Below are 2525 nucleotides of genomic sequence, written 5' to 3' on the forward strand. Positions count from 1 at the left end.
GTAGGGTAAGAACCCAGTGCCTTGCTTAGTTTCCTAAGTAGGTTTCCAAGAACTCCCCCCCAAACCGTACGTACTCCTCTCAGAGTATACGGCTTTCCATTTATCAATCTAACTTCCCATTATGCAAATCGTGGTGGCATTTTACACACATTGCAATTGTTTTACGTTTTCTTGCAAGCATGAACTGTTCCCATCGCTTTTTACCTTCTAGGTTTTTGAGTTTATTTACATGGTGCATTTCTAATGGCGTGTTCTCCACTCCACACCATTCGCATTTTTCTGCCAAAAGGCGTTCAATGAGACTTGTTCTACCACCATAAATGATTGTATTTTCAATTATATCCACAGATTGTTTATTGATTTCCAAGTTTTTTTCCATTCGTTGTTCCGTAAAATAGGCAATTCTTGGACCATCCTTCGTTTTATAACGTATACCAAATTTCCCGTTTATCGAAAATTTTCTAATGATTTTACTAACGGTGCTTTTATATTTACTGGCATACGTTTTAATCATGCTGTATTTCATTGTTTGGCGGAAAGATTGAAGGACATGTGCATTGCTTGCCAAACGGTAGTAGTTATATAATCCTTCAATTTCTGCATTGTATGTTCGAAGGATTTCTAAATCATCCAGATGTACCAAGTACGGACGATGAACAGGTTTCCAACCATTAGTATTGCCAATTTTTAGGGCACCTAAATCGATGAGTTTTTTGATATATTTCTCGTGTGGTACGAATAGCTTTGTTTGGTAGTTGAACTTTCGTTTTTTCGTACCATTTGGCATCTTCATTCTATGCCAATCCCTCGCTACTCGTATATCATACCCTAGGAATCTAGCGTTTTTCTCACTATGAGTGATCAACGTCTTTTCAGCACTCAATTCTAATTTGAGTTTATCTGCAAGGTAGTCTGTTAAATCTTTCTTGATTTCTTCGGCTTCTTTTTTACTACCAATCACACCGATGATAAAATCATCTGCATATCTTACATATTTCATTCGACGATAGTTTGGGTCAAAAAGGTCTTTGCTGTCATGACTTTGTAATTCCTTATACAAAGCTTTTAATTCGAAAAGCCTTACAGCTTTTTCCTCTTTGGTAAGTCGTTCCCAATCACGTTTATTTTTACTTTTACGATAGTTAATCTTTGATGCTAGGTTGAGGTAGACAATGTTATGTGTTCGTTTTTCACCTCTGTTATAGTCCAATGCAAACTTTTCTATATATTTATCTAATTCATGCAGATAAATATTCGATAATAACGGACTAATGATACCACCTTGAGGAGTTCCGCTATAGGTTTTATGAAAAACCCACTCTTCTACATAGCCTGCTCTAAGGAATTTCCAAATTAAATTAATTAATTTCTCATCCCTAATGCGTTTTCGTAAAAGTTCAATTAATATGTGATGGTCAATATTATCAAAGAAGCCTTTTATATCACCTTCGATAAACCATCTCGTACCTGTAAAAGTATTGCGAATTTCTTTTAAAGCTGTGTGACAGCTACGATTTGGTCTGAAACCGTGTGAATGATTTGAGAATTGTGGTTCATAGATGCTCTCTAAAATTCGCCGAACAACTTCTTGCACTAACTTATCCTCAAAAGTTGGAATTCCCAATGGTCGTGATTTACCATTTTTCTTTGGGATATATATTCTTCGTGATGGTTTAGGCTGATATGACTGCTCTTTTAGCTTTTCAATTAGACGCTCGATTCTTTCTAAGCTCATTCCATCGATTGTGTCTTTATCAATACCCTTTGTATTACTACCTTTATTCGGGTAGAGTTTGGCATAGGCTTCTAAATAAAACTCGGTATTATACAAATTCCGATATAATCTTTCAAATACATACGTTCCATCTTGTGCTTTGGAAGTTAGACTGCTTAATACTACTTTTGGATTTCTCATAGAGCCTCACGCTCCTTCCCAATTTGGTATTAAACTAGATAAACTGCTCTCCTTCGCCATGTAATAGGCTTTCCCTATCTCAGACTACTACGAGAGCTCCGTTGCCTTATCAGATATTCAGCATCATCTTTCTTGCCTTTCAGCTTGAAATTTGTCACCTTATTAGGCATTATGCATAGCTGTATTAACAGCGTTCTGACTTAGGCAATCCCCATTTAGACATTTAGAAACATAGCATTTCATAGTTTCGGATGTGATTTTCACTCGTTTCTTCTATATAGAAGATGGATGAAGTAGTATCACTTCATATTTCTCGAAGTTTTTAAGAAACATGCATACTTCGCACAGCGTAAGTCGCTACCTCCCGCTGAAGGTCCCCGTAGTCCTCCTTGAGCTATCATTCAAGCAATTCAGCTTTCATCCTTATCTATGAATTTCATCTCGCCATTCAGTCGTGCCTTGGTAACTAGACAACTTATGGCTTTGCCAACATGCTACACTCCCCGCTCGGTTTCCCTTACGGATAAGTTGGCTGATGATAGGGTAAAGATTGTGATATCTCCCTACTGCTTTGCTAAAGCAGATTTCCTAAATGCCCTTATGGGCGCAC

At 37.2% G+C, this 2525-nt stretch carries 1 protein-coding gene; it reads right to left on the reverse strand.

Translation table 11 applies throughout. The annotated features are described in order from the left end of the window. Nucleotides 1-103 precede the first annotated feature (103 nt). A complete protein-coding gene (gene ltrA / locus FAR12_RS23045; RefSeq protein WP_126411077.1) occupies nucleotides 104-1915 on the reverse strand; it encodes a group II intron reverse transcriptase/maturase in 1812 nt (603 codons plus the stop codon). Between the last annotated feature and the right edge of the window lie 610 nt (nucleotides 1916-2525).

The sequence above is a fragment of the Bacillus yapensis genome (assembly GCF_005280205.1).
GTDB lineage: Bacteria > Bacillota > Bacilli > Bacillales > Cytobacillaceae > Robertmurraya > Robertmurraya yapensis.